Origin of the sequence: Pseudomonas sp. BC42 (assembly GCF_021560055.1) — a bacterium.
In the GTDB taxonomy this organism is placed as follows: domain Bacteria; phylum Pseudomonadota; class Gammaproteobacteria; order Pseudomonadales; family Pseudomonadaceae; genus Aquipseudomonas.
Window position 1 is genome coordinate 1,338,964 of sequence record NZ_CP091067.1, and the last position, 24,364, is coordinate 1,363,327.

The 24,364-nt window shown below is 63.1% G+C and carries 20 protein-coding genes; 15 read left to right on the forward strand and 5 right to left on the reverse strand.

Annotated features, from left to right (window positions below):
• Nucleotides 1-63 precede the first annotated feature (63 nt).
• The 4 genes from der (at nt 64) to L1O02_RS06370 (ending at nt 4,143) form a co-directional block, all read left to right on the forward strand.
• Nucleotides 64-1,536 (forward strand): ribosome biogenesis GTPase Der, encoded by a 1,473-nt coding sequence (gene der, locus L1O02_RS06355; RefSeq protein WP_016968329.1) that lies wholly within the window; start codon nt 64-66, stop codon nt 1,534-1,536.
• Between the two features lie 187 nt (nt 1,537-1,723).
• Nucleotides 1,724-2,872: a pyridoxal phosphate-dependent aminotransferase gene (locus tag L1O02_RS06360; protein WP_060840874.1), complete on the forward strand. Its 1,149-nt coding sequence runs from the start codon at nt 1,724-1,726 to the stop codon at nt 2,870-2,872.
• Entirely contained in the window at nt 2,860-3,651 is a 792-nt protein-coding gene (locus L1O02_RS06365) for an amidohydrolase (protein WP_108545400.1), read from the forward strand. The genes L1O02_RS06360 and L1O02_RS06365 overlap by 13 nt, the downstream gene beginning before the upstream one ends.
• A 90-nt stretch (nt 3,652-3,741) precedes the next feature.
• Nucleotides 3,742-4,143: a hypothetical protein gene (locus L1O02_RS06370; RefSeq protein WP_060844524.1), complete on the forward strand. Its 402-nt coding sequence runs from the start codon at nt 3,742-3,744 to the stop codon at nt 4,141-4,143.
• Between the two features lie 88 nt (nt 4,144-4,231).
• On the opposite strand, the gene leuA is transcribed toward L1O02_RS06370, so the two are convergent.
• The 4 genes from leuA to L1O02_RS06390 form a co-directional block, all read right to left on the reverse strand.
• Nucleotides 4,232-5,911: a 2-isopropylmalate synthase gene (gene leuA, locus L1O02_RS06375; protein ID WP_016968325.1), complete on the reverse strand. Its 1,680-nt coding sequence runs from the start codon at nt 5,909-5,911 to the stop codon at nt 4,232-4,234.
• 356 nt (nt 5,912-6,267) lie between these two features.
• Nucleotides 6,268-7,089 carry a peptidoglycan DD-metalloendopeptidase family protein gene (locus L1O02_RS06380; protein ID WP_060840871.1) on the reverse strand — a complete coding sequence of 274 codons (822 nt, stop codon included), beginning with the start codon at nt 7,087-7,089 and terminating at the stop codon, nt 6,268-6,270.
• Nucleotides 7,090-7,092: 3 nt separating this feature from the next.
• Nucleotides 7,093-8,472, reverse strand: a complete 1,380-nt coding sequence (gene xseA / locus L1O02_RS06385) for an exodeoxyribonuclease VII large subunit (protein ID WP_108545275.1) — start codon at nt 8,470-8,472, stop codon at nt 7,093-7,095.
• Nucleotides 8,469-9,416, reverse strand: coding sequence for a LysR family transcriptional regulator (locus L1O02_RS06390; protein ID WP_235759713.1), 948 nt, complete (start codon nt 9,414-9,416; stop codon nt 8,469-8,471). Before L1O02_RS06390 ends, xseA begins: the two co-directional genes overlap by 4 nt.
• A gap of 102 nt (nt 9,417-9,518) precedes the next feature.
• On the opposite strand from L1O02_RS06390, the gene L1O02_RS06395 reads away from it, so the two are divergent.
• The 7 genes from L1O02_RS06395 to L1O02_RS06425 all read left to right on the forward strand — a co-directional run bounded on the left by L1O02_RS06395 (nt 9,519) and on the right by L1O02_RS06425 (nt 16,339).
• A complete protein-coding gene (locus L1O02_RS06395) occupies nt 9,519-10,289 on the forward strand; it encodes a sulfite exporter TauE/SafE family protein (protein ID WP_060844520.1) in 771 nt (256 codons plus the stop codon).
• A gap of 130 nt (nt 10,290-10,419) precedes the next feature.
• Nucleotides 10,420-10,968: a hypothetical protein gene (locus tag L1O02_RS06400; protein WP_060840867.1), complete on the forward strand. Its 549-nt coding sequence runs from the start codon at nt 10,420-10,422 to the stop codon at nt 10,966-10,968.
• 116 nt (nt 10,969-11,084) lie between these two features.
• Nucleotides 11,085-12,554, forward strand: coding sequence for an IMP dehydrogenase (gene guaB, locus L1O02_RS06405; RefSeq protein WP_060840866.1), 1,470 nt, complete (start codon nt 11,085-11,087; stop codon nt 12,552-12,554).
• Between the two features lie 104 nt (nt 12,555-12,658).
• Nucleotides 12,659-14,236 (forward strand): glutamine-hydrolyzing GMP synthase, encoded by a 1,578-nt coding sequence (guaA, locus tag L1O02_RS06410; protein WP_060840865.1) that lies wholly within the window; start codon nt 12,659-12,661, stop codon nt 14,234-14,236.
• A 154-nt stretch (nt 14,237-14,390) separates the two neighbouring features.
• Nucleotides 14,391-15,269 (forward strand): M24 family metallopeptidase, encoded by an 879-nt coding sequence (locus tag L1O02_RS06415; protein ID WP_235759714.1) that lies wholly within the window; start codon nt 14,391-14,393, stop codon nt 15,267-15,269.
• 264 nt (nt 15,270-15,533) lie between these two features.
• Nucleotides 15,534-15,812, forward strand: a complete 279-nt coding sequence (locus tag L1O02_RS06420; protein ID WP_060840864.1) for a hypothetical protein — start codon at nt 15,534-15,536, stop codon at nt 15,810-15,812.
• 5 nt (nt 15,813-15,817) lie between these two features.
• Nucleotides 15,818-16,339: a hypothetical protein gene (locus L1O02_RS06425; protein WP_060844507.1), complete on the forward strand. Its 522-nt coding sequence runs from the start codon at nt 15,818-15,820 to the stop codon at nt 16,337-16,339.
• Between the two features lie 11 nt (nt 16,340-16,350).
• On the opposite strand, the gene treR is transcribed toward L1O02_RS06425, so the two are convergent.
• Nucleotides 16,351-17,055 carry a trehalose operon repressor gene (gene treR / locus L1O02_RS06430; protein WP_108545279.1) on the reverse strand — a complete coding sequence of 235 codons (705 nt, stop codon included), beginning with the start codon at nt 17,053-17,055 and terminating at the stop codon, nt 16,351-16,353.
• Nucleotides 17,056-17,285: 230 nt separating this feature from the next.
• Between treR and treP the strand changes: the two genes are divergently transcribed.
• The 4 genes from treP (at nt 17,286) to ptsP (ending at nt 24,363) form a co-directional block, all read left to right on the forward strand.
• Entirely contained in the window at nt 17,286-18,728 is a 1,443-nt protein-coding gene (gene treP / locus L1O02_RS06435; RefSeq protein WP_060840861.1) for a PTS system trehalose-specific EIIBC component, read from the forward strand.
• Between the two features lie 60 nt (nt 18,729-18,788).
• Complete coding sequence (treC, locus tag L1O02_RS06440; protein ID WP_235759715.1) at nt 18,789-20,435, forward strand: alpha,alpha-phosphotrehalase; 1,647 nt, start codon at nt 18,789-18,791, stop codon at nt 20,433-20,435.
• A 109-nt stretch (nt 20,436-20,544) separates the two neighbouring features.
• On the forward strand, nt 20,545-21,768 hold the full coding sequence (locus tag L1O02_RS06445; RefSeq protein ID WP_060840859.1) for a carbohydrate porin: 1,224 nt from the start codon (nt 20,545-20,547) through the stop codon (nt 21,766-21,768).
• A gap of 60 nt (nt 21,769-21,828) precedes the next feature.
• Entirely contained in the window at nt 21,829-24,363 is a 2,535-nt protein-coding gene (gene ptsP, locus L1O02_RS06450; protein ID WP_235759716.1) for a phosphoenolpyruvate--protein phosphotransferase, read from the forward strand.
• Nucleotide 24,364 lies beyond the last annotated feature (1 nt).

The following is a 24,364-nucleotide window of genomic DNA, read 5'->3' on the forward strand; positions in this document are numbered from 1 at the left end:
GAGCACCAGCCGCTGCCTCGCAGCGGCTTTTGTATTTTCGCAATTAACGCAGTGGAGAGCCGCATGGTTCCCGTAATCGCCCTGGTGGGCCGACCTAACGTCGGCAAGTCCACCTTGTTCAACCGCCTGACTCGGACTCGCGACGCCATTGTCGGCGACCTGTCCGGTCTGACCCGTGATCGCCAATACGGTGAGGCCAAGTGGCAAGGGCGTACCTATATTCTGATCGACACCGGTGGTATTTCCGGTGACGAGCATGGCATGGACGAAAAGATGGCCGAGCAGTCGCTGCTGGCCATTGAAGAAGCTGATGTGGTGTTGTTCCTGGTGGACGCCAAGGCCGGGTTTACCGCGGCCGACCAGATGATCGGCGAGCACCTGCGCAAACGTAACAAGACCTCCTACGTGATCGCCAACAAGGTCGACAACATCGACCCGGACATGGCCCGCGCCGAGTTCGCGCCATTGGGCATGGGCGATGCGATCCCGATCGCCGGTGCCCATGGCCGCGGCATCACCCAGATGCTGGAAATCGCCCTGCGCGAATTCCCCAAGGATGACGCCGACGAGCCGGAGGAAGGTGAAGAAGAGATCGTCGCCGAAGGCGAGGAAGCCAAGCGCATTCCGGGCCCGAGCGAGAAGGACGGGATCAAGATCGCCATCATCGGGCGTCCCAACGTCGGCAAGTCGACCCTGGTCAACCGCATGCTCGGTGAAGATCGGGTCATCGTCTATGACCAGCCCGGCACCACCCGCGACAGCATCTACATCCCGTTCGAGCGCAACGACGAGAAGTACACGCTGATCGACACCGCCGGTGTGCGCAAGCGCGGCAAGATCCACGAGGAAGTCGAAAAGTTCTCGGTGGTCAAAACCCTGCAGGCGATCAAGGACGCCAACGTGGTGATCTTCGTCATGGACGCCCGCGAAGGCGTGGTGGATCACGACCTGAACCTGCTGGGCTTTGCCCTGGAAGCCGGTCGGGCCCTGGTGATTGCCCTGAACAAGTGGGACGGCATGCAGCCGAGCGAGCGCGACTACGTGAAGACCGAGCTGCAGCGGCGGTTGTTCTTCGTCGACTTCGCCGATATCCACTTCATCTCGGCACTGCACGGCACGGGCGTGGGCAACCTCTACCAGTCGGTGCAGAACTCGTTCAAGTCGGCGGTGACCCGCTGGCCGACCAGCCGCCTGACCCAGATTCTCGAAGACGCCGTTGGCGAGCATGCGCCGCCCATGGTCAACAACCGTCGGATCAAGTTGCGCTACGCCCACTTGGGCGGTGCCAACCCGCCGCTGATCGTGATTCACGGCAACCAGGTGGAGAAGGTACCCAAGTCCTACGTGCGTTACCTGGAAAACACCTACCGTCGGGTGCTGAAGCTGGTGGGCACGCCGATCCGTATCGAGTTCAAAGGTGGCGAGAACCCATACGAAGGCAACAAGAACACGCTCACCGACCGCCAGGTCAACAAGAAGCGTCGTTTGATGTCGCACCACAAGAAGGCCGACAAGAAGCGCCGCGACAAGCGCTAAACAGCAGCGGCAAGCTGCAAGGGACGAGCTGCAAGTGAGGGTAGGGAAGTCTTGCCGCTCGTGGCTTGCAGCTTGAAGCAGCGACAGAAGAAGGGGCCTTGGGGCCCCTTTTTTAATCGCCGCGCTTTGGGCTATTCTCGGGACCTCCCGCGCCGCCGTAGAGCCGGGTGTTCAGCAGGGAACCCTCATGATCACCAGTAAGCTGCCGCATGTCGGCACCACCATCTTCACGCAAATGTCCCAGCTCGCGGTGGAAACCGGAGCGCTCAACCTGTCCCAGGGCTTTCCTGATTTCGATGGTCCCCAGGCCTTGCGCGACGCGGTTGGCCGGCATATCGCCAATGGCCATAACCAATACGCCCCCATGACCGGTTTGCCGGCTCTGCGCCAACAGGTGGCGGCGAAAATCGCTCGCAGCTATGGCGTCGAGGTCAATGCCGACAGCGAAGTGACCATCACTCCTGGCGCGACCCAGGCCATTTTCTGTGCCATCCAGGCGGTGATTCAGCGTGGCGACGAGGTCATCGTTTTCGATCCCTGTTACGACAGTTATGAGCCGGCAGTGGAGCTGGCCGGTGGCCGCTGTGTGCATGTGCAGCTCGGGCTCGAGGACTTTGCCATCGACTGGCAGCAGCTTGGCCAAGCCTTGAGTCCGCGTACGCGGATGATCATCCTCAACACCCCTCACAACCCCAGTGGCGCCTTGATCAGCTGGGCCGAGCTGGATCAGCTGGCAGCGTTGATCCGTGATCGCGACATCTACCTGGTCAGCGACGAGGTGTATGAACATCTGGTATTCGACGGTGTGCCCCATGTCAGCGTATTGGCTCACGAGGAGCTGTATAAACGGGCCTTCGTTGTCAGTTCCTTCGGCAAGACTTACCACGTGACTGGCTGGAAGACGGGATATGTGGTTGCGCCACCGGCCCTGAGCGCCGAGCTGCGCAAGGTGCATCAATATGTCAGCTTCTGCGGCGTGACCCCTTTGCAGTACGCTCTGGCGGATTTCATGGCCCAGTGCCCGGAACATGTCGAGGAACTGCCGGCCTTCTATCAGGCCAAGCGTGATCTGTTCTGCGACTTGCTGAGCGCTTCGCGTTTCAGCTTCACCCGGGTGGCCGGTACTTACTTTCAACTGGTGGACTATGCGCAGATTCGTCCGGACTTGAATGACGTCGACATGGCGAAATGGATGACCCGCGAACATGGCGTGGCCGCCATTCCGGTGTCGGTGTTCTATCGGCAGCCGCCCCAGGGGCAGCGTCTGGTACGACTGTGTTTCGCCAAACGCGAGGAGACGCTGCGTCAGGCAGCGGAGAAACTATGCGTGATCTGAGTGCATTACCCGATCTGAATCTGGCGTTGATTCAGACCACCCTGGCCTGGCATGACCGCCAGGCCAACTTCGAACACTTTGAGCAGTTGCTGGAGCAGGCCCGCGGTGCCGATCTGATTATCCTGCCGGAGATGTTCACCACCGGATTTTCCATGGAGTCCAGCACCCTGGCGGAGTCTGAGAACGGTCCCACCAGCAAGTGGTTGCGCTGCCAGGCGAAGAGGCTCGATGCGGTGATCACGGGGAGCGTGATCATCCAGGCGGCGGATGGCAGCCACCGTAACCGCCTGTTGTGGGCACGCCCCGACGGCGAAGTCTGGCATTACGACAAGCGCCATCTGTTCCGCATGGCCGGCGAGCACAATCACTTCACTCCGGGCGAGCGCCAGGTGCAGTTCGAGCTCAAGGGCTGGCGCATTCGTCCGCTGATCTGCTACGACCTGCGCTTTCCGGTGTGGAGTCGCGATGCCCAGGACACCGATCTGCTGCTGTACACCGCCAATTGGCCGGGCGCCCGGCGCTTGCACTGGAACCGCCTGCTACCGGCCCGGGCCATTGAAAATCTTTGCTATGTGGCGGCGGTCAACCGGATCGGCACTGACGGCAAGGGCTTCGCCTACACCGGTGACAGCCAGGTGCTGGATTATCAGGGCGAAACCCTGCTTAGCGCCGGGGAAGCGGATGGGGTGTTTCAGGTGCGCCTGAATGCCGGCGAGCTGGCGGCCTACCGCGCACGCTTTCCAGCCAACCTCGATGCCGACACTTTCATGTTCACTTAGGGGCAGATCGCCGCACACTTTTTTACAGGTTGCCGATATCAAGCTTCAGGGACGAGCGCCGATAGGACGGACATCCAGGAGGAATCAAGCATGACCACCATCAACGCCAATGCCGTCAATCCTTATCCATTGTCCGCGCCGACAGTCGTGACCGGGGCAGCCGAAGACACCAGCCCGCTGGCGCCGGCGGCCCAGGGCAAGGATGGCGAGGACAAGGAACTGCGGGTCAACTCTGCCGGTGCCGGCATCGATGCGGTGCAAGGTGGCGGCGATCCGGTGCAGCAGTTGCAGAAGCAGATCGAGCAGACCCAGAAGATTCTGCAGCAACAACAGGCGCAATTGGCCAGTACCGAGAAGGGGCAGGCCAGTGATGAACAGAAGGCCCAGCAGGTCATGGAGATTCAGGCGCAGATTGCCGTGACCAACAGCACTTTGCAGGTGTTGCAGGCCGCTTTGCTGCAAGCCATGTTCAGTGTCGATGTCCATGCCTGAACCCTGTGCCGCGCCCAATTAGCGTGGCAACGGATGCAAAAAGGCCCCGAGGAGCAGCGCTCCCCGGGGCCTTTTTGATCAGCGCTGTTTAAGCCGCCTTGGCTTCCTGCTCGCTCAGGGAGCGGTTCAGGGCACTGAACAGCGCCTTGAAGCTGGCCGTGGTGATGTTTTCGTCGATGCCCACGCCGTGGACCGCACGCTCACCGTTGACCCGCAGTTCGATGTAGGCCGCCGCCTTGGCGTTGGTGCCGGCGCCGATGGCGTGTTCGTTGTAGTCCATGATCTCCACCGGCACCGGCAAGCCGGCCACCAGCGCTTCCAGGGCACCGTTGCCCTTGCCACGCCAGTGCAGGTTGGTTTCGCCCTGGCCCTTGCTCGACACTTCCACTTCCACGGCGCTGTGGCCGTTTTCTTCCTGCAGGCGATGGCTGACCAGCGCGTACGGGGTGTTGGCCTGCAAGTACTCGCTGTGCAACAGCGCGTGGATCTGCTGGGCGGTCATTTCCAGGCCCAGGCGATCGGTTTCCCGCTGCACCACCTGGCTGAATTCGATCTGCATGCGGCGCGGCAAGCTGATGCCGTATTCCTGCTCCAGCAGGTAGGCGATACCGCCCTTGCCCGACTGGCTGTTGACGCGGATCACTGCCTCGTAGCTGCGACCGATGTCGGCCGGGTCGATCGGCAAGTACGGCACTTCCCACAAGCCGTCGGCTTTCTGCTGGGCGAAGCCCTTGCGAATCGCGTCCTGGTGGGAGCCGGAGAAGGCGGTGTGGACCAGGTCACCGACATATGGGTGACGTGGGTGCACGGCAATCTGGTTGCACTCTTCCACCACTTTGCGCACGCCGTCGATGTCGGAAAAGTCCAGCTCCGGATCGACGCCCTGGGTATAGAGGTTCAAGGCCACGGTGACCAGGTCGACGTTGCCGGTACGCTCGCCGTTGCCGAACAGGCAGCCTTCCACACGGTCGGCGCCGGCCATCAGGCCCAGCTCGGTGGCGGCTACGCCAGTGCCACGGTCGTTGTGGGTGTGCAGGCTGATGAGCACGCTGTCGCGACGGTTGATGTGGCGGCAGAACCACTCGATCTGGTCGGCGTAGATGTTCGGTGTCGCCACTTCAACGGTGGCCGGCAGGTTGAGGATCACCTTGTTGGTCGGCGTCGCGTTCCAGACTTCCACCACGGCGTCACAGACTTCCTTGGCGAACTCCAGTTCGGTGGCGCTGAAGGTCTCTGGCGAGTACTCGAACTGCCACTGGGTTTCCGGCTGCTGAGCGGCGTATTTGACGAACAGCTTGGCGGCGTTCACCGCGATTTCCTTCACGCCGGCCTTGTCCTGGTTGAAGACGATGCGGCGGAACGACGGGCTGGTGGCGTTGTACAGGTGGACGATGGCTTTCTTCGCCCCACGCAAGGACTCGAAGGTGCGGGCAATCAGGTCTTCGCGGGCCTGGGTCAATACCTGGATGGTGGTGTCGTCCGGGATATGGCCGCCTTCGATCAGGGTGCGCACGAAATCGAAGTCGGTTTGCGAAGCGGCGGGGAACGACGCCTCGATTTCCTTCACGCCAACAGCTACCAGGGTTTTCCAGAAACGCAGCTTCTTGACCGCATCCATCGGCTCGATCAGCGACTGGTTGCCATCACGCAAGTCCGAGCTGCACCAGATCGGCGCGCGGGTGATGGTCTTCGACGGCCAGGTGCGGTCCGGCAAGTTGATGGTCGGAAACGCGCGGTACTTGGAGGATGGGTCTTTGAGCATGGTCATGGAGAAATCCTTATGGTCCGGGCCGAAAAGAGGCGGCCTGCCGGTGAGTCAAGAGTGCAGTGTTGACGCAGGGGGATGAGACACCGCGATTCAGCCTGGCAGTCGTGCGCTGACGAGGCAGAGGCTCCGGTGTTGACGACGCTGAATGAGGGTGTGAGAGGTTTTCATGCGCTCAACCCTAACCACTGAGATGAGAGATGGCAAGCAGTCGAAAAAAATTGAGAGGAATACTCGAAATTGAAGCTATATCGAGATTTTATGCTGGCTATTCTTGTAAAGAATATCAACGATTGCGCAGTCGTCCTGGCCTGCGCAATCCTCGTGGGGGCCGACTTGTCGGCGGTCAGGCCCGGGGATCAGGGTTGAAACGCCCCGATAAAAATCGCCGGATCGACCCGGGCATCGTTCAGGCTGACGTTCCAGTGCATATGCGGGCCGGTGGCGCGTCCAGTCGAACCCACCTTGCCCACCACTGCTGCGCGAGCCAGCGACTGGCCGACTTTCACATCGATCTTCGACATGTGGCAGAACATGCTGATAAAGCCCTGGCCGTGGTCGACGAACACCGTGTTGCCGTTGAAGAAGTAGTTGCCGATCAGGATCACCTTGCCGGCTGCCGGAGTCTTGATCGGCGTGCCTGCCGGTACGGCAAAGTCCAGCCCGGCGTGAGGATTGCGCTCCTCGCCATTGAAGAACCGGCGCACGCCGAACTTGCTCGACAGCGGTCCGTTAACCGGTTTGTCCAGCAGCAGGTTGCTCGGGGTGTTGGGGCTGAAGCTGCGGTAGGCGCGGATCTGCTCTGCCAGTTCGCCATCGATGCGCTTGAGGTCCGCCGGGTTCGGATTGACCTGGCGCTGGTTCTTCAAGGTGATGTGCTGCTCGGGGTATTTCTTGCTACCCACCACGAAACTCAAGCTGCGGTTGCCGGCGCTGATCTGCTGGGGACCGGGCTTGACCGTCAGTGGGATGCCGACGATCGCCAGCCAGTTGTTCTGCTCCTTGACCACCAGCACGGGTTTGCCTTGATAGCTGGCCTTGGGCGCCTGGGCGGCGTTGCCCAGGTCGACCACCGCGACGCCACCGGGCACAGGCTTGTTCAACAGGCGGGTGATGTAGCTGTCGGCTTGAGCATTCAAGGCCAGGCACAGCAACAGCAGGGAGCAGAGAAAGCGCGACATGGATCAATCCAGTAGAGAGAGGGTGACAGGCGTCAGGTGGTTGTCTTCGACCCGCACTTGCAACTCGCCTTCACCCAGGCGGGCAGTGAGGCGCTGGCCGTTGCGGGTCTGGGCGGCGTTGCGGATGGCCTGGCCACGATCGTCCAGCAGGATGCTGTAGCCGCGGCCCAGGGTGGCCAGGGGGCTGACCACATGCAGGGTCTGCATCTGGCTGTGCAATTGCAGGCGCCGGGCCTTGAGACCTTCGCGCATGGCGCGGGGCAGCCGTTCGGCCAGGCTGTCCAGGCGCTGGCGCAGCAGTGCCAGTTGCCGACCCGGATGCTGGGCGCCGAGGCGGGTTTCCAGGCGGATCAAGCGTTCGCGCCGGGTATTGAGGCTGCGTTCGAAGGCCCGGCGCAGGCGCATGTCCAGGTCATCCAGGCGCTGTGCTTGCTGGCGCAGGCGTTCGCCGGGATGGCGCAGGCGTCGGGCCAGGCCGTCCAGGCGCAGGCGGTCGCGCATCAGCCGGTCGCGGATGCGCATCACCAGGCGCCGATGCAGGCTGTCGATGCGGCGTTGCAGGTCGCTGGAATCAGGGGCCAGCAGTTCGGCGGCGGCGGAAGGCGTGGGGGCACGAACGTCGGCCACGAAATCGCTGATGGACACGTCGGTTTCATGGCCGACGGCGCTGACGATCGGCGTCACGCAGGCATCCACTGCCCGCGCCACGGCTTCTTCGTTGAAGCACCAGAGGTCTTCCAGCGAGCCGCCACCACGGGCCAGGATCAGCGCGTCAAAGCCCCGGGCATCGGCCAGTTGCAAGGCGCGGACGATCTGCGCCGTGGCCTCGCGGCCCTGCACCGCTGTGGGAATCAGGGTCAGTTCAACCTGCGGCGCCCGGCGGCGGAACACGCTGATGATGTCGCGGATCACCGCGCCGGTAGGGGAACTGATGATGCCGATGCGTTGCGGATGAGCGGGCAGCGGCACCTTGCGCTCGGCGCTGAACAGGCCTTCGGCGCTGAGCTTTTCCTTGAGTGCATCGAAGGCCAGGCGCAGGGCGCCGTCACCGGCTGGCTCCACGGTGTCGAGGATCAGTTGATAGTCGCCGCGGCCCTCGAACAGCGAGACCTTGCCCCGGACCTTGACCGCCAGGCCGTCCTTCAGGGCCTGGCGGACCCGCGCGGCGTTCTGCCGGAACAGCGCGCAACGCACCTGGGCGCCGCTGTCCTTGAGGGTGAAGTAGACATGGCCGGAAGCCGGGCGAGCGAGGTTGGAGATCTCGCCTTCGACCCAGATGTTGCTGAACACGTCCTCGAGCAGCACCCGGGCGCGGCCGTTGAGCTGGGTGACAGTGAGGACCTCGCGGTCCAGGCCGAGTCGTGCAAAGGGATCTTTAATCATGGGGCGCAGTTTAAGGGGCTGTCAGTCCACGGAACAACGCAATTCGATTGCCAATGATTGCGCAGCTGTTCGACAAACTGCGCCACCAGCGGTGTGGGGTCTTGTCGATAGGCGAGGGCGACGGTGCTCTGGCAATCGCTATCGGCCAGAGGCAGGAAACGCACGCTGGTCGGGGCGATGTCCTGCATCGATTCGGGCAGCAGGGCGATGCCGAAACCGGCCTGGATCAACTGCAGTTGAGTGGTCTTGCGTGACATCACTCGCGCGGCCTTGGGAAAGAATCCCTGGCGCATGCACAACTGTGCCGACAGATAGCTCAAGCCCCCGCGCTGGGGATGGGGGATGGAGATAAAGGCTTCGTTGCGCAGTTGCGCCAACTCCACCCCCCGGGCCGGTGGATCAAGGGCCAGAGGATGCTGTGGCGGCAAGGCCAGGAGCAGGGATTCGCTGAACAGGGGCACGATTTGCACGCCCTCCCGCTGGCGCAGTACCGGCAGGCGCAGCAGGCCAGCATCCAGCCGGCCTTCGGCGAGCTCCTGCAACTGCGCCTCGGACGACAGCTTGACGATGTCCATCGAGGCTCCGGGGCACGCCTGCAGATACTCGCTGATGCCCCTCAGCAGGCGACCGCTCATGGGCACGGTGCTTGAATGACTCAGGCGCAGCGTGCCCAGTTGCCCCTGGCCGACCTGGGTGGCCAGCTCCGCGGCCTTGTGCAGTTCGCTCAGCAGGTTGCGGGCCTTGGGCAGGAAGGCTTCACCGGCGGCAGTCAGCCGAGGCTGGCGGGCGGTGCGTTGGAACAGTGGGGTTTGCAGTTGGCCTTCCAGTTCCTTGATCTGCCGGCTGAGGGCCGACTGGGCAACGAACAGGCGTTCTGCCGCAGCGCTGAAGCTACCGCTCTCGGCAATTTCCACGAAATAGCGCAGTTGACGGGTTGAAATCACAAGGCATGCCTTTTTGCGATGGGTTGAAGGCTTTGACGATATTAGTCGCAAGGCTCGCCGCTGGCTAAAGTCATTGCTGATCCAGTTGGGGAAGTCGCAGTGATGAGCGTGATCATCGAGGGGTTGAGTCAGTGGTCGTTTGGTCCGGGAGCCTGGTTGGCGATCGGCCTGGGCATCGCGCTGGCGTACATCGTGTTTGGCATTGCCGGTTTCGGCACGGCGCTGGTGGCGGGGCCGGTGCTGATCCTGTTCATGCCGTTGTCGAAGATCGTGCCGCTGCTGGTGCTGCTCGACTTTGTCGCGGCCTTCGGCAACCTGTTGCCGTCGCGCAAGGACGTGGCCAGGCCCGAGCTGTTGCGGCTGTTGCCCTGCATGGCGCTGGGCTGCACCTTGGGGGTGATTTTCCTGCTCAACCTCAAGTCCGATCTGCTGCTTCTATTAATGGGGCTGTTTATCAGTGCCTACGCCATCTACAGCTTGTGGGTGAAGGTGCGCCCGGCTCAGCTGGCGGCCGGCTGGGCGGTGCCGATGGGAATAGTGGGCGGAATGTTTGGCGCGCTGTTTGGCAGTGGCGGCTTTCTATATGCCATTTACCTGAACAGCCGTTTGCCCAAGGACCCGGCCCGGGCCACTCAAAGTGCGTTGATCAGTTGCAGCACCGTGGTGCGCCTGAGCCTGTTCGCCCTGGCCGGGGTGTATGCCGAGTGGCCGCTGCTGCTGTTGGCCGGCTGCCTGTTGCCAGCGATGGCGTTGGGCTTGTGGGTCGGGCGGCGCTTGACCATGAAATTGTCTCGGGAGGCTTTTGTCCGCCTGGTGACCTGGCTGGTGCTGGCCAGTGGTTTTGCCTTGATCGGGCGCTACCTGAGCACTTGACCTGCCGGGGGCAGGGATTAAGCTGCGGGCCTTTAAATTCGTTCGCCGGCACGCCGGCTCCTACAATTGATGCCAGGAGCCGGTTTGCCGGCGAACGCGTTCGTACTGTCCCGCACGTTTCAGGTTATCCATGAACTCGCAAAGCATCCTCGTCCCGAAAATCTCCACCCTGCCGGTGCACGAGCCCCGGGCCCGGGCCATCGTGCGCTGGCTGGTGCGCAAGAACATCGTCGAGGAAACCCTGAGCACCTGCGGGCGTACCGGCAATCGCATGGGCCATGCGATTGCGCCGGGGGCACGGGACGTGGTGCTGCGGCCAGAGGCGCTGCCCTTCGGCGAGCCGATCAATGGCCTGGAGATCATCACCAAGCGCTGCATCTATACCCCGGCCAAGGGCTTCCTCGAAGAAGCCGGCTGCGCCGAATGCCGCCAGGAAATCGGCGAGGCGCTGTTCGAGAGCCTGGAAGACTGGATGCCGGGGCGGACCGATAACTTCACCTGTCCCGAGTGCGGTCATGAAGATGACATCAACGGCTTTCTGTTTCTTCAGGAATGCGGCTTTTCCAACTTGGGCTTTATCTTCAACAACTGGGCCGAAGCGGGTTTCAAACAGAGTTTTATCGACGAGTTCGCCGACTGGCTGGATCAACCGATAAGTTGGGTCAAGGTCGAGTTGTAGCGCGCGGATATCTCCATCTATCACTCCAGCAATATTAGACAGAGTTTTACATTGAGCCCGGGTAGGTGTCTGAGTATAATGGCGCGCTTCCATTTTCCCGCCCGGGAGCCCCCGCGATGCTGCGTATCAGCCAAGAAGCCCTCACCTTCGACGACATCCTCTTAGTGCCCGGTTATTCCGAAGTACTGCCTAATGAAGTCAGTCTAAAGACCCGTTTGACCCGTGGCATCGAGCTGAATATTCCACTGGTTTCCGCCGCCATGGACACCGTCACTGAAGCCCGTCTGGCAATCGCCATGGCTCAGGAAGGCGGCATCGGCATCATCCACAAGAACATGACCATCGAGCAGCAAGCTGCCGAAGTGCGCAAGGTCAAGCGTTTCGAAGCCGGTGTGGTCAAAGACCCCATCACCATCGAAGCCGACGCCACCGTGCGTGATCTGCTCGAGCTGACCAACATGCACAACATCTCCGGTGTGCCCGTGCTGCACAACGGCGACCTGGTGGGCATCGTGACTTCCCGCGACGTGCGTTTCGAAAGCCGTCTGGACGTCAGCGTTCGCGAAGTGATGACGCCTAAAGAGCGTCTGGTCACCGTCAAGGAAGGCGCCGACAAGACCGCCGTCCGCGAGCTGCTGCACAAGCACCGCATCGAGCGCGTACTGATCGTCGACGACGCCTTCGCCCTCAAGGGCATGATGACCGTCAACGACATCGAAAAAGCCAAGGCCTACCCGCTGGCCAGCAAGGACGACCAAGGTCGCCTGCGCGTCGGCGCTGCGGTCGGCACGGGTAAGGACACCGGCGATCGCGTTGCCGCGCTGGTCAACGCCGGTGTCGACGTGGTGGTGGTAGACACCGCCCACGGTCACTCCAAGGGCGTGATCGACCGCGTTCGCTGGGTCAAGGAGAACTTCCCTGAGGTCCAGGTGATCGGCGGCAACATCGCTACCGGCGCTGCAGCCAAGGCCCTGGCCGAAGCCGGCGCCGACGCGGTCAAGGTCGGTATCGGCCCTGGCTCGATCTGCACCACCCGTATCGTTGCCGGTGTCGGCGTGCCGCAAATCAGCGCGATCGCCAATGTTGCAGCGGCCCTGGTCGGCACGGGCGTTCCCCTGATCGCCGACGGCGGTATCCGTTTCTCCGGTGACCTGTCCAAGGCCATCGTGGCCGGTGCCTCCTGCGTGATGATGGGTTCGATGTTCGCCGGTACCGAAGAGGCTCCGGGCGAGATCGAACTGTTCCAGGGTCGTTCCTACAAGGCTTACCGTGGCATGGGTTCCCTGGGCGCCATGTCCCAGGCCCAGGGCTCTTCCGACCGCTACTTCCAGGACTCCTCCGCGGGTGCCGAGAAGCTGGTACCGGAAGGTATCGAAGGTCGTGTGCCGTACAAGGGCACCCTGACCGCGATCATCCATCAGCTGATGGGTGGCCTGCGTTCTTCCATGGGCTACACCGGTAGCGCCAACATCGAAGAAATGCGCACCAAGCCGGAGTTTGTCCGCATCACCGGCGCCGGCATGGCTGAATCCCACGTCCACGACGTGCAGATCACCAAGGAAGCGCCAAACTATCGCGTAGGTTGATAGTGATCGCCTCCAGGCCCAGGCCCGGAGGCGATCGACGAATTTAGTAACCGGGGCTGTGTTTTTCAGCCCCGTGTCGTTTCTGAAATTAGACGAGACTGACCATGGCCCTCGACATTCACGCCCACCGCATTCTGATCCTCGACTTCGGTTCCCAGTACACCCAACTGATCGCCCGCCGCGTGCGTGAAATCGGGGTCTACTGCGAACTGCATCCGTTCGACATGGACGACGAAGCGATCCGCGAATTCGCTCCCAAAGGCGTCATCCTCGCCGGCGGCCCCGAGTCCGTGCACGAAGCCAACAGCCCTCGCTGCCCGCAAGCGGTGTTCGATCTGGGCGTCCCGGTCTTCGGCATCTGCTACGGCATGCAGACCATGGCCGAGCAAATGGGCGGCAAGGTCGAAGGTTCCGAACTGCGCGAATTCGGTTACGCCCGGGTTGATGTGGTGGGCAAGAGCCGCCTGCTGGACGGCATCGAAGACCACGTCGACGCCGACGGCCTGTTCGGTCTCGATGTGTGGATGAGCCACGGTGACAAGGTCACCAAGATGCCCAAGGACTTCCACATCCTGGCCAGCACCCCGAGCTGCCCGATTGCCGGCATGTTCAACGATGACCTGCGTTACTACGGCGTGCAGTTCCACCCGGAAGTGACCCACACCAAGCAGGGCGGCCGCATTCTGTCGCGCTTCATCCTCGATATCTGCGGCTGTGAAGCGCTGTGGACCCCGTCGAAGATCGCCGAAGACGCCATTGCCCAGATCCGCGCCCAGGTCGGCAGCGACAACGTCCTGCTGGGCCTGTCCGGTGGTGTCGACTCCTCGGTGGTGGCGGCCCTGCTGCACAAGGCCATCGGCGACCAGCTGACCTGCGTTTTCGTCGACAACGGCCTGCTGCGCCTGCACGAAGGCGAGCAAGTGATGGCCATGTTCGCCGAGAACATGGGCGTCAAGGTGATCCGCGCCAACGCCGAGGAGCAGTTCCTCAGCAACCTGGCCGGTGAATCCGACCCGGAGAAGAAGCGCAAGATCATCGGCCGCACCTTCATCGACGTGTTCGATGCCGAATCCTGCAAGCTGGAAAACATCAAGTACCTGGCCCAGGGCACCATCTACCCGGACGTGATCGAGTCGGCTGGCGCGAAAAGCGGCAAGGCCCACGTGATCAAGTCGCACCACAACGTGGGCGGCCTGCCGGAAGAAATGAACCTCAAGCTGGTTGAACCGCTGCGTGAGCTGTTCAAGGACGAAGTCCGCCGTCTGGGCCTGGAGCTGGGCCTGCCGTACGACATGGTCTACCGTCACCCGTTCCCGGGCCCGGGCCTGGGCGTGCGCATCCTCGGTGAAGTGAAGAAGGAATACGCCGACCTGCTGCGTCGCGCCGACCACATCTTCATCGAAGAACTGCGCAAGGCCGACTGGTACCACAAAGTCAGCCAGGCATTCGTCGTGTTCCAGCCGGTGAAATCGGTGGGCGTGGTGGGCGATGGCCGTCGTTACGCCTGGGTCGTGGCCCTGCGCGCCGTGGAAACCATCGACTTCATGACCGCACGTTGGGCACACCTGCCTTACGAGCTGCTGGAAACCGTCAGCGGCCGGATCATCAACGAAATCGAAGGCATCTCCCGCGTCACCTACGACGTGTCGAGCAAGCCGCCGGCCACCATCGAGTGGGAATGATCCCGCAGCCTCACGAGAGTCAGGCTCGGGTGAAATGGACGAGTATTTTCTAGTCCGCCAAGAAGGCCCCTGATCGCGAGATCAGGGGCCTTCTTGCTAAAGAATATCGACCGTCCTGCGGGGCGGGTCATCGGATAGGGATGTTGAGATGAGTGTGTTTGGCAAGCTGCTGCGAACCTTGGGCCTGGCGGCAGAAGCGCCTGAACTGCCGAGCGCGATGGCGCAGCCATTGTCGCGTTTTGATCGTTTTGCCGCGGACAATCGCGAAGCCTTTGCGCTGATCGGCGCCTTGCCGGAGCAGGAGATCGTGGCTGAAGAGCGGCGCCTCGCTGCCGAGGTGACGGACATTCTGCTGTCGCTCAAGCCGTTTATGGTGGAGGGGGTGTCGCGTCTGGAGATTCAGGAACATGTGCTGCAGCAGCTTGATAGCCGGCAGTTACTGCCTGCGCTGGTGGGCTACAAGGGATACCCCGCAGCCGTTCCTGTCTCGGTGAATGCGGAGCTGATCGGTTGCCTGCCCTCGGAGAAATGCTTGCCGGCCAGTGCGTTGGTCAAGGTCGAGGTCGTGGTGTCATCGCGCAAGGGGTATGGGGCGCAGTCCTGGACCTTTGCCACGCCCGGCGCCAGCACAGAACAACTGCGCTTGTTGAGCGCTGCCAAGGACGCTCTGGAGCAGGGCTTGCGACAGGTACGCGGTGGTGAGTCCCTGGGGGCCATCGGCAGCGCGATCCAGGAAGTACTGGACGCCCAGGGATTCAGTGCGGTGTTTGAATACTGCGGTTATGGCATGGGCAGGCAGCGGATCCAGGCGCCTCAGGTACTGGGTTACCGCGTTGCGGGACGCTCCGAGCCCATGGTGGCCGGCCAGGTATTGAATGTTCAGGTGTTGGCCAAGGCCGGAACCTCACGTGTCCGGGTGATGCCCAATGGCTGGAATGTGGTCGCTCACGATCGGTGCGACGGGGTGGTGGTCAGTGCCATGGTCCGGGTGACGGAGGTGGGAGCAGAACGTCTCAGTCGGTTTGTCGACTGAAGTCACTGCGTTGCAAGACAAATGGCGATCGCACCTTGGGTGGATCGCCATTTGTATGTCCAGGTATTGGAAAACCCGGGTTTTTCGCGTTCACGCAATACCGGGAAAGACATTGCCCCGTCGAGCCTCCGGGGTGCCGTGTACCTTTGAAGTCGTCCCTCAGTGTTTTGCCCTTGCAGCGAATTGTCGCTGAGCGGCATTGATCGGATTGTATTGGGTTGTCAATTGACAACCTTGTGTTCCTGACGATACTGGAGGCTATGGATGGCTCGTGCAACTCATCCCAAGAAGGACATTGAAATGGCCCTGCGCTACGCCGAATGGCAGGGCTGGCGCATCGAGGTCGGTGGTGGCCATGCGTGGGGGCGGATCTACTGCCCGTACAACAACGAAGTGTGTCGCTGTGGCGAGTTCTGCGTCACCAGTGTCTGGCGGACCCCGAAGAACCCGACCCAGCACGCCCGGGCGCTATGCCGGGTGATCGACAACTGCACCGTGAACCAGCTGCGTGGGGCCAAGGCGCCGGCAGCCCGTCAGGAGTAAGCACCATGGAATACCTGTTCACCCTCAACTATCTGCTGCCGCTGGAGGGCTGTGATCCGCTGCAACTGGTGGAGCGCCTCGGTGCGGCGGGGTGCACCGACGTCCTGGTCGGCACCGGCCTGGCCGGGCGCCTGGCCCTGGAGTTCAGTCGCGAGGCCGAGAGCGCCGAGGCAGCGCTGCTCAGTGCCCTGGGGGATATCAAGCGCATCATCCCCGAGGCGCGGCTGGTGGAGGCCAGTCCGGATTTCGTCGGCCTCAGCGAGATCGCCGAGATCGTCGGGGTGTCACGGCAGAACATGCGCAAGCTGATGCTTGGCCACGCCGACAGCTTTCCCCTGGCGATCCATGAGGGCAGCACCTCGCTGTGGCACCTGGCGGAGGTCCTGAGCTGGCTGGACAGCAAGGGCGGTTATCCCCTCAAGCATCCGGTGATCGAGGTGGCGCGGGTGGCGCAGCAGGTGAATACCGCCAAGGAGGCGCAGCGCATTGGCCCCCTCAGCGCTGAGCTGGCGGCCCTGCTGGGCTGACGGGGCAGGGCTTAGCGCCGGGCCACGTCGGAGAAGTAGAACTTGTCCAGGGTGTGCCGTGATTCGGTGTACTCGAACTGCCGCCCGTCCTGCAGAAAGGTCTGGTTGCTCACCACGATCACATGGCTCTGGCCGTCCAGGTCGAGCAACTGCTGGTCGTCCTTGCTCCGCGGGCTGGCCTCGATGGTGCGCTGGGCATAGCTGATGTTCAGTTGCAGGGTCTGTTCGATGTAGGCGTAGATCGAATGCTCGGCGATCTGCCGGTCCAGCCCCGGAATCAGCTCGGCGACAAAATGGTTGATGTCGAGAATCACCCGCTTGCCGTCGATTCGCCGCACGCGCTTGATGCGGGTGATCAGGCTGCCTTCTTCGGCCTGCAGGTGATTGAGCAGCGCGCCTTGCAGGGGGAACTGGCTGAACTCCACCACCTCGGTGCTGACGTCATCCCCCAGGCGCGGATAGGTTTCCTGGAAGCTGACGATGCCGCCCAGCTGGAACTCGATGGGATTGGGCGAGAGCACGAAGGTGCCCTTGCCATGGATCTTCTGCGCGAAGCCGCGCTCCTGCAGCAGTTCGATGGCCTTGCGCACGGTGCCGCGGCTGGCCTGGTAGCTGTCCATCAGTTCGCTTTCCGAAGGCAGGCGGGCGCCACGCTCCAGGCGTTCGGTGGTGATGCTGGCAAGCAGATCACTGTAGATCTGGTTGTATTTGCTCATGGGATGGCTCTGTGCCGGACTGTGCTCAAGGCAGGCACCTTAAGGGCTGGACGGGGCATTTGTCCATGCGCCCGGGCCAGGCTTTCCCAGGCGGAAACCACCCGGCGCAAGGCGGTGGCGGAAGAAAATTTCAAACTCGTCTGTACGAGTTGTTGATTTAACTCGTACAGACGAGTAAGTTGCCCCTCGGCGTGCTGCCAATAACAAAAATCTCAGGTGGAAGAACAAGCATGAGCCACGACTATTCAACGATCGCCAGCGAGTTGCTGCACAGCCTCGGTGGCGCCGACAACCTCGAACAGGCGGCCCACTGCGTGACCCGCCTGCGCCTGGCCCTCAAGGACCCGAGCCTGGTCGACAGCGCCACCCTCAACCAGATCGACCTGGTCAAGGGCTCGTTCTTCACCGGTGGCCTGTATCAGGTGGTGATCGGCCCCGGCGAAGTGGAAAAGGTCTATGCGGCCTTGCGCCAACAGACCGGTCTGGCGGCCTCGACCATTGCCGACGTGAAGGACAAGGGCGCCCAGAAGACCCACGCCATGCAGCGCCTGGTGCGGGTGTTCTCCGATGTGTTCATGCCGATCCTGCCGGCGCTGATCATCGCCGGCCTGCTGATGGGGGTGAACAACCTGCTGGGGGCCAAGGGCATGTTCATCGAGGGCAAGACCCTGCTTGAGGCCTACCCGGGCCTCGACGGGCTCTGGAGCCTGATCAACCTGATGGCCAACACCTCCTTCGTGTTCCTCCCGGCCCTGGTGGGCTGGTCGGCGGCCAAGCGCTTTGGCGGTAGCGAGATCCTGGGCATCGTCCTGGGCCTGATGCTGGTCCACCCCGATCTGCTCAACGCCTGGAACTACGGCAAGGCGGTGGCCGGGCTGGATGGCCAGAGCCTGCCGTACTTCGACATCTTCGGTCTGTTCCAGATCGAGAAGGTGGGCTATCAGGGGCAGATCCTGCCGATCCTGCTGGCGGCCTATGTGATGAGCGTGATCGAAAAATGGCTGCGCGCCCGGGTGCCCAACGCCATCACCCTGCTGGTGGTGCCCATCACCACCATCGTGGTCACCGGCGTGCTGGCCCTGGCGATCATCGGTCCGGTGACCCGGCACCTGGGGATTCTGATCACCGAAGGCGTGGTCACCCTGTTCGAACTGGCGCCCATGCTCGGCGGCGCGATCTTCGGCCTGCTCTATGCGCCACTGGTGATCACCGGCATGCACCACATGTTCCTGGCGGTCGACCTGCAACTGATTGCCACCCAGGGCGGCACCTTCATCTGGCCGATGATCGTCATGTCCAACCTGGCCCAGGGCAGCGCGGCCCTGGCGGTGTTCACCATGAGCCGCAACGCCCGTGATCGCAGCATGGCGTCGACCTCGGCGATTTCCGCCTACTTCGGCATCACCGAGCCGGCGATGTTCGGCGTCAACCTGCGCTACAAGTTTCCCTTCTATGCCGCGCTGATCGGCTCGGCCCTGGGCTGCGTGTTCCTGTCGCTGAACAAGGTCCAGGCCTCGGCCATCGGCGTCGGCGGGCTGCCGGGGTTCATCTCGATCATTCCCCAGTACATCCCGATGTTCGTCATCGGCATGGTCATCGCCCTGGTGGTGCCTTTTGTCCTGACCTGCGGCCTGAGCCTGAAGATCATCCGGCCCGGCTATCGCGTGGCCTGACCCGCCCTGTAGGCGCCGGCTCGCCGGCGAATGTCCTCGTACTTTCCAAAGGATTCCCCCATGCAAGACTGGCAGCGTTCGGTGATCTACCAGATCTACCCGAAGAGTTTTCACAGCCACCAAGGGCGGCCCACCGGCGACCTGCTGGGCGTGGTGGACAAGCTCGACTACCTGCACTGGCTGGGGGTCGACTGCCTGTGGCTGACGCCGTTCCTGCGCTCGCCACAGCGGGACAATGGCTACGACATCAGCGACTACTACGCCATCGATCCCAGCTACGGCAGCATGGCCGATTGCGAGCTGCTGATCGCCGAAGCCGGCAAGCGCGGGATCAAGCTGATGCTGGATATCGTGGTCAACCACACCTCCATCGAGCACGCCTGGTTCCAGCAGGCCCGCAGCAGCCTGGACAACCCCTACCGGGACTTCTACATCTGGCGCGATGAGCCCAACAACTGGGAATCCAAGTTCGGCGGCTCCGCCTGGGAATACGAGGCCCAGACCGGGCAGTACTACCTGCACCTGTTCGATCACACCCAGGCCGACCTCAACTGGGACAACCCCCAGGTGCGCGCCGAGGTGTTCAAGATGATGCGTTTCTGGCGCGACAAGGGCGTCGGCGGCTTCCGCCTCGACGTGATCAACCTGATCTCCAAACCGGCGGATTTCCCCGAGGACCAGAGTGACGGCCGCCGCTTCTATACCGACGGCCCCAACGTCCACCAGTACCTGCAGGAGATGCATCGGGAAGTGTTCGCCGGCCACGATCTGGTGAATGTCGGCGAGATGTCCTCCACCCGCCTGGAGCACTGCATCCGCTATTCCCATCCGGAGTCGAAGGAGTTGTCGATGACCTTCAACTTCCATCACCTGAAGGTGGACTACCCCAACCAGCAGAAGTGGCTGCGGGCCGATTTCGACTTCCTCGAACTCAAGCGCATCCTCTCCGATTGGCAAACCGGCATGCAGGCCGGCGGCGGCTGGAATGCGCTGTTCTGGTGTAACCACGACCAGCCGCGGGTGGTCTCGCGCTTTGGCGATGACGGCGAACACCGGGTGGTCTCGGCGAAGATGCTGGCCACCGCGCTGCACCTGCTCCAGGGCACGCCTTTCGTCTATCAGGGCGAAGAGCTGGGCATGACCAATCCGCATTTCGAGCGCATCGAGCAGTACCGCGATGTCGAGACCCTGAACATCCACCGCCTCAAGCGCGAGGCCGGTGAAGACCCGCAGGTCATCATGGCGGCGATCCAGCAGAAATCCCGGGACAACGGACGCACGCCGATGCAGTGGCATGCCGGGGCCAACGCCGGTTTCAGCGGCGCCGAGCCCTGGATCGGGATACCGGCCAACGCCAGCCAGATCAATGTCGAGGCGCAACTCGACGACCAGGATTCGGTGCTGCATCACTACCGTCGGCTGATCGCCTTGCGCCGCCAGGAAGCGCTGATCCAGCACGGCCTCTATCGCCAGCTGCTGCCCGAGCATCGGCAAGTCTGGGCCTATGTGCGCGAGGGCGAGGGCGAGCGCCTGCTGGTGGTGAACAACTTCTACGGCGCGCCGTGCCAGGTCGAGTTGCCGGAAGCGGTAATCGGCGCGGGCATGCAACAGCGCCTGCTGATCAGCAACTACCCGGACCACGAGCCCCGCAGCCGGCACGTGCACCTGCGGCCCTACGAATCCTTCGTTCTGCACCTGACCCTGTAGCAGCCGGCTGGCCGGCGAACCGGGCCAGGGGATCTTTCTGGCCCAGCGCATCCGCCGGCCAACCGGCGCCGACGAATTCGAACAACACAATAAAAATAATGGGTGGCTTATGAGAACAACAATAAATCGCGGTCTGGCGGCGTCCTGCCTGTGCCTGGCCTTGCCTTTTCCGGCCCAGGCCCTGGAGTTTGCCGGCTACCTGCGCAGTGGCCTGGGCACCTCGGTCAACAGCGGCTCGCAGTCCTGCTTCCAGTTGCCCGGCGCGCAGTCCAAGTACCGCCTGGGCAACGAGTGCGAGCAGTACGCCGAGCTGGAACTGCGCCAGGACCTGTACACCCTGGACGACGGCTCGGTGCTCAGCGTCGACGGCATGGCCTCGCTGTACAACCGCTACGACCGCAACCTGAGCTTCCAGGGCGAGAACGGTTCGGCGCGGATGCCGCAGATGTACGCCCAGTGGTCGAACCTGCCCAGCCTCAATGGCGGTTCGCTGTGGGCCGGGCGCCGTTACTACAAGCGTAACGACATCCATATCTCCGACTTCTACTACTGGAACCAGAGCGCCACCGGCGGCGGGGTCGAGGACGTGCGCATTGGCGATCTGAAATACAGCTACGCCTTTTCCCGCAAGGACAATCTCTATCAGAAGCAGGCGGTGAGCCGTCATGACTTCAACGTCGCCGGCTTCCAGACCAACCCCGGCGGCGAGCTGGAACTGGGCCTGAGCTACCTGGAAAAGCCCGATCGCCGCGGTGCCCACAATGGTTGGGCGATCACCACCCAGCATGTGCAGAAGGACTTTTTCGGCGGCAAGAACAAACTCGCCCTGCAATATGGCGAAGGCCCCGGCACCGGCCTGGGCTACACCGGCAACACCTACCTGGATGACAGCAACAAGAGCTATCGCCTGGTGGAGTTCTTCGACTGGCAACTGACCCCGCGCTTCGGCGGCCAGGTGGAGGCGGTCTATCAGAAGGACATTCGCCCCGACGGCCAGGATCAGAACTGGATCTCGTTGGGCGTGCGCCCGGCCTACGCCATCACCGAGCAGTTCAAGCTGGTGACCGAGTTCGGCCACGATCAGGTGGAGGCGCCCGGGGGCACCCGCAAACTCAGCAAGTTCACCTTCGCACCCACCTGGTCACCCAAGGGCCCGGACTTCTGGGCCCGGCCGGAGGTGCGGCTGTACTACACCTATGCCAGCTGGAACGAGGCCGCCAAGCGCGCGGCCAATGAGCTGGCGGCCGGTTCCGCGCTGTCCGACAGCGGCGTGTTCGGCAGCGCCCGGCATGGCGCGAACGTCGGCTTGCAGGTCGAGTACTGGTGGAAATAAGCGATGCTGTCGGGGCTCGCGCTCCATCGGCACTTCAAGGAATCAACAGCAGGTGACGTCATGGCCATAACCCAACCCTTGCAATTGCTCGCGCCCCTGTCCGGGGTGCTGCTGCCCCTGGAGCAGGTCCCGGACCCGGTGTTTTCCAGCCGGGTGATCGGTGACGGGCTGTGCATCGACCCGACTTCCCAAACCCTCTGCGCACCGCTGTCCGGGGTGGTCAGCAACCTGCAGCGCAGCGGCCACGCGCTGAGCATCACCGGCGAACAGGGCCAGCAGGTGTTGATGCACATCGGGCTGGACACGGTGAACCTGGCAGGCAAGGGCTTCACCTGCCTGATCGAGGAAGGCCAGCAGGTCACGGCCGGCCAGCCGCTGATCGAGTTCGACGCCGACTACCTGGCCCTGCATGCCCGCAGCCTGCTGACCCTGATGCTGGTGGTCAGCGGCGAAGCGGTGACCGGGCTGGTCGGCGACCGACTGCTGGTGGAGCTGGGACAGCCGGTGTTGCAGATCGAGCCCGCCTCCGCAGAGGAAGGTGCCAAGGCCGAGGACGCTGAAGCTGAGGCGCTGTTTTCCAAACCGCTGATCCTTGGCAACCCCCAGGGCCTGCATGCGCGCCCGGCGGCGCTGCTGGCCCAGGCCGCCAAGGGCTTTGCCGCGAATATCTGCCTGCACCGGCGCCAGGACTTGGCCAATGCCAAGTCCCTGGTGTCGATCATGGCCTTGCAGACCGTGCAGGGCGATGCCTTGCAGGTCAGCGCCGTGGGCGCGGATGCCGAGCAGGCGATCCAGGCGCTGGTGGAGCTGCTGGCCTCCGGTTGTGGCGAAAAGATCAGCGCCGCAGCAAGCCCCGAGCCGCGAGTCGTGGTTGATGAAGCGCTGGATCCGTTGTGGCGAGGCGTTTGCGCGTCACCGGGCTCGGCATTTGGTCAGGTGCTGCAGGTGGCCGAGCAGAGCCTGCAGATACGCGAGGCGGCAACCCGCCCGCAGCAGGAGCGCGAGTCTCTGGAGCAGGCCCTGAGCCAGGCCCGGGCGGCTCTGCAGTGGCTGCGCGACAGCGCCAGCGCTGACGCGCAGCAGGACATCTTCCGGGCCCATCAGGAGCTGCTCGATGACCCGAGCCTGCTGGAGCAGGCCCACGCCCTGATCGCCAATGGCAAGAGCGCGGCCTTTGCCTGGAACAGCGCCATCGAAGCCACCGCCGAGTTGTTCAAGGGCCTGGGCAGCAGCCTGCTGGCCGAGCGCGCGGTGGATCTGGCGGATGTAGGCCAGCGGGTGCTCAAGCTGCTTCTCGGGGTGCAGGAGCCAGCCCTGATCCTGCCGGATCAGGCGATCCTGATTGCCGAGCAACTGACCCCGTCGCAGACCGCGAGCCTGGACACCACCAAGGTGCTGGGGTTTGTCACCGTCGGGGGCGGCGCCACCAGCCATGTGGCGATTCTGGCCCGGGCCCTGGGCCTGCCGGCGATCTGTGGCCTGTCGCCTCGGGTCCTGTCCCTGGCCAACGGCACCCGGGTCCTGCTGGATGCCGATCGCGGCGAACTGCATACGGACCCGGACCCGCAACGGGTGCAGCAATTGCAGGCCCTGCGTCAGCAGCAACGCCAGCGCCAGCAGCAGGACCTGGCCCAGGCCGCGCATCCTGCGGTGACCCGCGACGGTCATCACCTGGAGGTGACGGCCAATATTGCTTCCCTGGCCGAGGCCGAGCAGGCCATGAGCCTGGGCGGCGAAGGCGTTGGCCTGTTGCGCTCGGAGTTCCTCTACCAGGACCGCAGCCAGGCCCCGAGCCCCGAGGAGCAGGCCGCGACTTACCAGGCCATTGCCCAGGCCCTGGGGCCGACGCGCAATCTGGTGGTGCGGACCCTGGACGTGGGCGGCGACAAGCCCCTGGCCTATGTGCCCATGGACAGCGAAGCCAACCCTTTTCTCGGGCTGCGGGGTATCCGCCTGTGCCTGGAGCGTCCCGAACTGCTGCGCGAGCAGTTCCGGGCGATGCTCGCCTGTGCCGGGCAGGCCCGCCTGCACATCATGCTGCCGATGGTCAGCCAACTGGCGGAGCTGCGTCAGGCGCGCCAGTTGCTCGATGACGAGGTCCGGGCCCTGGGCCTCGTGGAGCGGCCCAAGCTGGGGATCATGATCGAGGTGCCTTCGGCGGCCTTGATGGCGGATCGTTTTGCCCCGGAGGTGGATTTCTTCTCCATCGGCACCAACGACCTGACCCAGTACACCCTGGCCATGGACCGCGATCATCCGCGCCTGGCCGGTCAGGCCGACAGCTTTCACCCTGCGGTGCTGCGCCTGATCGCCCGCACGGTGCAGGCCGCCCATGCCCACGGCAAGTGGGTCGGCGTCTGCGGCGCCCTGGCTTCCGAAACCCTGGCGGTGCCGCTGTTGCTGGGCCTGGGGGTGGATGAACTGTCGGTGAGCGTGCCGTTGATCCCCGCCATCAAGGCCCGGGTGCGGGAGTTGGATCTGAGCGAGTGCCAGGCCTTGGCAGCGCGGATCATCGATCTGGAAGACGCGGTTCAGGTACGTGAATGCCTGCAACGGCAGCAAGTCGCCGCCGACTCACTGGTTCTGGAGAACTGAA